The organism is Pseudomonas sp. (assembly GCF_035497915.1).
In the GTDB taxonomy this organism is placed as follows: Bacteria; Pseudomonadota; Gammaproteobacteria; order Pseudomonadales; family Pseudomonadaceae; genus Serpens.
Genome location: NZ_DATJCS010000042.1, coordinates 1 through 4514 on the forward strand (window position 1 = coordinate 1; position 4514 = coordinate 4514).

Consider the following 4514-nt stretch of genomic DNA (forward strand, 5'->3'; position numbering starts at 1 on the left):
TACCTGGAACGCCTGGGTTTCCACCTGGTCGGCTACGGCTGTACCACCTGCATCGGCAACTCCGGCCCCTTGCCCGAGCCGATCGCGCAGGCCATCAACAGCCACGACCTGATCGTCAGCGCCGTACTGTCCGGCAACCGCAACTTCGAAGGCCGCGTGCATCCGCAGGTGAAAGCCAACTGGCTGGCCTCACCGCCGCTGGTGGTGGCCTTCGCCCTGGCCGGCACCGCGCGCATCGACCTGCTCGCCGAACCGCTGGGCCAGGATACCCAGGGCCAGCCGGTGTACCTGCGGGACCTGTGGCCAAGCAACGCCGAAGTCGCCGACGCGGTGCGCGCCGTCGAGGGCGACATGTTCCGCCGTGAATACGCCGACGTGTTCAGCGGCGACGAGGCCTGGCGCAACATGCCACTGGCCAGCGGCGATACCTACGCCTGGGACCCGCGTTCCAGCTACGTGCAGCACCCACCGTATTTCGCCCGCATCGAACAGCCCCTGGAACCGCCGGCCGACATCCTCGGCGCGCGCGTCCTGGCGCTGTTCGGCGATTCGATCACCACCGATCACATCTCTCCCGCTGGCAACATAAAGGCCGCCTCGCCGGCCGGCCTCTACCTGCAGTCACTCGGCATCGCGCCCCGGGATTTCAATTCCTACGGCTCCCGGCGCGGTAACCATGAAGTAATGATGCGCGGCACCTTCGCCAACATCCGCATCCGCAACGAGATGCTGGCGGGCGAGGAAGGCGGCTACACGCTGCACCACCCCGGCGGGGAAAGGCTGTCCATCTACGATGCCGCCATGCGTTACCAGCGCGAAGGCGTGCCGCTGGTGGTGATCGCCGGCCAGGAATATGGCACCGGCTCCTCCCGCGACTGGGCGGCCAAGGGCACCACCCTGCTGGGCATCAAGGCGGTGATCGCCGAAAGCTTCGAGCGCATCCACCGTTCCAACCTGATCGGCATGGGCGTGCTGGCCCTGCAATTCATGGAAGGCCAGAACCGGCACAGCCTGGGCCTGACTGGCGAGGAAACACTGAACATCCGCGGTCTGTCCGCGCACCTCGCGCCGCGCCAGCAGCTGAGGGTGGAAGTCACCCGCCCCGACGGCACGCAATTCAGCTTCCCCGTCCTTTGTCGCATCGACACCCAGAACGAAGTGGGTTACTTCATGCACGGTGGTATTCTGCACTTCGTTCTCCGAGAACGGCTCGGAAGTCCATGACCTGGATCAATTTCGAATGAATGAAGTGTCGGCGCCGCCGGCACACTTTTATTCATTCATGTTTTTTTGGCGCCAGCCGATCTACTCACCTCATTACCTTCACCCCGGTGGACACCTCGTCACCGAATGGATCCCTGAATGCGCAAGAATCTGCCTGTCACCCAGCGCGAACGCACCTTTCCTGCCGAGCAGCGACTGATTTCCACCACCGACCTGAAGGGTCAGATCACCTACTGCAACGAAGCCTTCGTGAAGATCTGCGGTTTCAGCCGGGAGGAATTGCTGCGCGCGCCGCATAACCTGGTGCGCCACCCGGACGTCCCCCCAGCGGTGTTCGCGCACATGTGGCAGACCCTCAAGGCGGGTCGCCCGTGGATGGGCATCGTCAAGAACCGGTGCAAGAACGGTGATCACTATTGGGTGAATGCCTACGTGGTGCCGATCCTGGAAAACGGCAAGGTGATCGGCTACGAATCGGTGCGCAGCAAGCCCAGCGCGGAGCAGGTTCGCCGCGCCGAGGCGCTGTACCAGCGTATCAACCAGGGCAAGCCGGCGATCCCGCGTCGCGCCCGCTGGCTGCCGGCGCTGCTCAACTGGCTGCCGTTCATTCTGGTCAGCCAGATCGGCTTCGCCATCGGCGCCTGGCTGGACAGCGGCTGGGGCTTCGCCCTGGCCGCACTACTGTGCATCCCCCTGGGCCTGGCCGGCCTCTACTGGCAGACCCGCGGCCCGCGCCGCCTGCTGTCCGTGGCCAGAAGCCAGGGCATTGCCGACCCGCTGATCGCCCGCATGTATACCGACGGGCTCGGCATCAGTACGCAACTGGAAATGGCGATGATCAGCCAGCATCTGCATCTACAGACCTGCCTGACCCGCCTGCAGGACACCGCCGAACAGCTGACCCGCCAGGCCAGTCAGGCCGACCAACTGGCGCAGAACAGCTCCAGCGGCCTGCAGAACCAGCTGCGGGAAACCGAGCGGGTCGCTGACTCGATCCGCCTGCTCAGCAGCGCTACCCATGAGGTGGCCCGCCACATCGGCCAGACCGCCGAGGCCACCCGCAACGCCAAGACCCTGGCCGACCAGGGTCGACTGATCGCCGAGCAGGCCAGCCGCGCCATCGAACAGCTGTCGCAGGCCGCCGGCCACTCCAGCGCCACCGTGGCGCGCCTGGCCCAGGACAGCAGCGAGATCGGCGGCGTGGTGGACGTGATCAAGGGCATCACCGACCAGACCAACCTGCTGGCCCTGAACGCCGCCATCGAAGCCGCGCGCGCCGGCGAGATGGGCCGCGGCTTCGCCGTGGTGGCCGACGAGGTGCGTCTGCTGGCCAAGCGCACTGCCGACTCCACCGAGCAGATCCACCAGCTGATCGCCACCCTGCAGCGCACCGCCGAGGAGGCCGTGCAGGCGATGGAGGACAGCCGTCGCCAGGCGGATGACAGCGTCGCCCAGGTGCTGAATGCCGACCGCGCACTGGCCGGCATCGGTGAAGCCGTGCACCAGATCGCCGACATGGCCGGGCAGATCGCCACCGCCGCGGAACAGCAGAGCGCCGCCGCCGGGGAGATCAACCGCAACATCGACACCATCGCCCTGCTCGCCGAGCGCACCGCCGGCGAGGCCGCCGGCACCGCACAGCTGAGCAAGGAGTTGACCGGCACGGCGCGGGGTCAGCATGCCCTGGTGGAGCGCTTCAACCGCTAGCAGCCTAAAAAGGCCGCAATCGCCTCGGCGCAGTGCTCCAGATGCTGCGCCTGGGTGAAGCCGGAGCGCTTCAGCGGTTTCAAATCATGGTCGGCAGCGATCAGCCATTCCAGGCGGATCGCATCTGATAAGCGATAGCCCGCCACGTCCTCTCGCGACCCCAGCGTATCCCGCTCGCCCTGCAGGATGAGGGTGGGCGTGCGCAGCTGCGCCAGGTGCTCGACCCGGGGCTTCTCCGGCTTGCCAACCGGATGGAACGGATAGCCCAGGCACACCAGCGCATCCGCCCCCAGTTCGTCGGCCAGCAGGCTGGCCATGCGCCCCCCCATGGACTTGCCACCGATGGCCAGCGGGCCCGTGACCTGTTGCCGCACTTGGGCATGCACCGTGCGCCAAGTGGCCAGCAAACGCTCCTGCGGATCCGGCGGGCGACGCCTGCCGTCCAGGCGCCGCGCGGCCATGTAGGGAAATTCGAAGCGCACCACGGCAACCCCGCACGCCCCTAGCCTCCGGGCCATGTCCTCCATGAACGGACTGTCCATGGGCGCACCCGCGCCATGCGCGAGAATCAGCGTCGCACAGGGGCTGGCGAGCGGCCGCGTCCACCATAGTGGCGTTTCGTCTCCCCGATCCCCAGGTCCGAGCGGACATTGATCCGGGTCAATATGCTGGCAATAGCGTTTCACCATCCTTCACCCCGCTGCAAAACCCGTCGATTCCTGGCCTCCAGGAGATGGCAGACGCAGCACTCTGCCCAAAACCGTGGATGGAAGCCCATACATGAACACAGCAACCAGTACCGCCTATAACTACAAGGTGGTCCGCCAATTTGCCATCATGACGGTGGTGTGGGGCATCGTCGGGATGCTCGTCGGCGTCCTGATCGCCGCCCAGTTGGCTTGGCCCGCCCTGAACCTCGACCTCCCCTGGACAAGCTTCGGCCGTCTGCGTCCACTGCACACCAACGCAGTGATCTTCGCATTCGGCGGCTGCGCCTTGTTCGCCACCTCCTACTACACCGTGCAACGCACCTGCCAGACCACGCTGTTCGCTCCCAAGCTGGCCGCGTTCACCTTCTGGGGCTGGCAACTGGTGATCCTGCTCGCCGCCATTTCCCTGCCGCTCGGCTTCACCTCCGCCAAGGAGTACGCCGAACTGGAGTGGCCGATCGACATCCTGATCGCCGTGGTCTGGGTCGTTTACGGCATCGTGTTCTTCGGCACCCTGCTGAAGCGCAACGTCAAACACCTGTACGTCGGTAACTGGTTCTTTGGCGCGTTCATCATCGTTGTGGCGATGCTGCACATCGTCAACAACCTGGAACTGCCGGTCACCTGGACCAAGTCCTACTCCCTGTACTCCGGCGCCACTGACGCCATGGTGCAGTGGTGGTACGGCCACAACGCCGTGGGCTTCTTCCTGACCACCGCCTTCCTGGGCATGATGTACTACTTCGTGCCGAAGCAGGCTGGCCGTCCGGTCTACTCCTATCGCCTGTCCATCGTGCACTTCTGGGCGCTGATCACCCTGTACATCTGGGCCGGTCCGCACCACCTGCACTACACCGCGCTGCCGGACTGGGC

The 4514-nt window shown here is 65.6% G+C and carries 4 protein-coding genes and 1 pseudogene; 4 read left to right on the plus strand and 1 reads right to left on the minus strand.

The window, feature by feature from the left end; translation table 11 throughout:
- The 3 genes and pseudogenes from VL129_RS13315 to VL129_RS13320 all read left to right on the plus strand — a co-directional run.
- A partial coding sequence (locus VL129_RS13315) for an aconitate hydratase (RefSeq protein WP_325413467.1) occupies positions 1-1224 on the plus strand: 1224 nt, incomplete at its 5' end.
- Between the two features lie 138 nt (positions 1225-1362).
- Positions 1363-1692: pseudogene (locus tag VL129_RS17205) on the plus strand (PAS domain-containing protein); the annotation flags it as partial.
- Between the two features lie 9 nt (positions 1693-1701).
- Positions 1702-2931 carry a methyl-accepting chemotaxis protein gene (locus VL129_RS13320; RefSeq protein WP_414705203.1) on the plus strand — a complete coding sequence of 410 codons (1230 nt, stop codon included), beginning with the start codon at positions 1702-1704 and terminating at the stop codon, positions 2929-2931.
- Here the strand turns inward: VL129_RS13320 and VL129_RS13325 are convergent.
- Positions 2928-3620: an alpha/beta family hydrolase gene (locus VL129_RS13325; RefSeq protein ID WP_325413471.1), complete on the minus strand. Its 693-nt coding sequence runs from the start codon at positions 3618-3620 to the stop codon at positions 2928-2930. The two genes, VL129_RS13320 and VL129_RS13325, sit on opposite strands and share 4 nt — an antisense overlap.
- A 91-nt stretch (positions 3621-3711) precedes the next feature.
- On the opposite strand from VL129_RS13325, the gene VL129_RS13330 reads away from it, so the two are divergent.
- On the plus strand, positions 3712-4514 hold an 803-nt coding region (locus VL129_RS13330; protein ID WP_325413473.1), incomplete at its 3' end, for a cbb3-type cytochrome c oxidase subunit I.

Bases quoted from the DNA above. Each gene is read 5' to 3' on its own strand.
- VL129_RS13325 (WP_325413471.1), bottom strand. From the start codon at position 3,620: ATGGTGAAACGCTATTGCCAGCATATTGACCCGGATCAATGTCCGCTC.